This is a genomic window from Sediminitomix flava, assembly GCF_003149185.1.
GTDB lineage: Bacteria > Bacteroidota > Bacteroidia > Cytophagales > Flammeovirgaceae > Sediminitomix > Sediminitomix flava.
Genome location: NZ_QGDO01000034.1, coordinates 1 through 1,463, shown reverse-complemented (window position 1 = coordinate 1,463; position 1,463 = coordinate 1). Strand labels below are relative to the sequence as shown.

Sequence of the window (1,463 nt, the reverse complement as noted above, 5' to 3'; positions counted from 1 at the left end):
TCAATAAATAAGTAGCAAAAAGCACAGAACAAGGGGCATATTCCACAGGCACTTGCGACGCAACCTGCCTGCGATACCATGCCCGGGGCGTTGTGCATAATAATTTATGAAGTTCAAAAGAGTTCTTATATCAATAGTGTTAATTCTAGGTTTGATATCTGGAGTTTGGCTTTATCCGATCATTGATACCTTTTTCAAGGTAGATTCTTGTTTGGATAAAGGTGGTTGGTGGAATTATGAAATTCAAGAATGTGATTTAAGTAATGATTTAGAATTAAAGAGTCGAAAGGGGCATCATGGATATAATCAACTAGCCAACGAGCAACAAAAAAATATATTTACAGTGTCAGAATATAATACAGATTTAGAGACTGTAAACATTGAAAGACCTGAAAAAACCATAATAACTAACGTTTCACTTGATACAACATATTTATTCAAAATATGGACATTAGATCCAAATGGACCTCATGCAGATTTTTGGATTAGAAGAGATGAGTTTTATGTTGTAGACTACGATGGAGATGGAGCAATGCCCTATATATTAAATTCGGATAGTTTGACGGTTTTTTATAATGACTTTGTACAAAAAGGAAGAATAATATCTGTTAGTAAAGACACCTTGAGTATTCATTGGGATGATAGTGAGAATCCTACTGAATATGTAGAATGGAAAAATTAAAAACTATGCACAACAAGGGGCATATTGCACAGGCAGCATGCGACGCAACCTGCCTGCGACACCATGCCCGAGCCGTTAGCTACTATTATATGAATAGTTTTCTGAAATACAGTTTGTTGATTCTACTAATGATTATAATTTTATGGTTTATATTTTTTCAAATCAGTTTTTTAATCAATAAAACATATTCAACTGCATTTATCGATATACTTGATACAACCAATGTAATTTGGATTACTATAATTATTTTGATGATTTTAGGTGTTCTTACAAAGATATTGATCAAAACTAGAAGAAATCAGATATATACTTTCATGACATGTTTTTTTTTGATTTTGGGAGTAGACTATTTGACACTTTCAAGTCTCAACAAAGCTGGTTGTAGTGTTTATCGACAAGATTTAGGTTTACAAGCTCTTTATATTTATGTGGATAAAGTATCTGATAGATATATCATTGATTATATTTATCCTTTTGGAAAATCTACCATCATAGGGACATATACTCAATCTGGAGAAGTTGTTAAACTTGATAAAAATCTAACAGACTTTTTTGGATTACGTTTAAGTAATACTGCACAAATGCAGTTTGATTTGAGTAAAATAGAAGTAGTAAAAAAGTAGCTAACAAGGGGCATATTCCACAGGCAGCTATGCGACGCAATCTGCCTGCGATACCATGCCCGGGTCGTTACCGCTAAGCAAATTAAAAAAGTTCAAATTCGATAAAATTTTTAGTGGAAGCTGTTTCTTTAAATTAAATGAGATCAGTGCCTTTTGAT

2 protein-coding genes are annotated in these 1,463 nt (G+C 32.8%); both read left to right on the top strand.

Annotated elements, in window-relative coordinates:
• The first annotated feature begins 106 nt into the window (after positions 1–106).
• Positions 107–682, top strand: a complete 576-nt coding sequence (locus BC781_RS25365; RefSeq protein ID WP_146201796.1) for a hypothetical protein — start codon at positions 107–109, stop codon at positions 680–682.
• A 314-nt stretch (positions 683–996) separates the two neighbouring features.
• On the top strand, positions 997–1,305 hold the full coding sequence (locus BC781_RS25445) for a hypothetical protein (RefSeq protein WP_146201795.1): 309 nt from the start codon (positions 997–999) through the stop codon (positions 1,303–1,305).
• Positions 1,306–1,463: the final 158 nt, after the last annotated feature.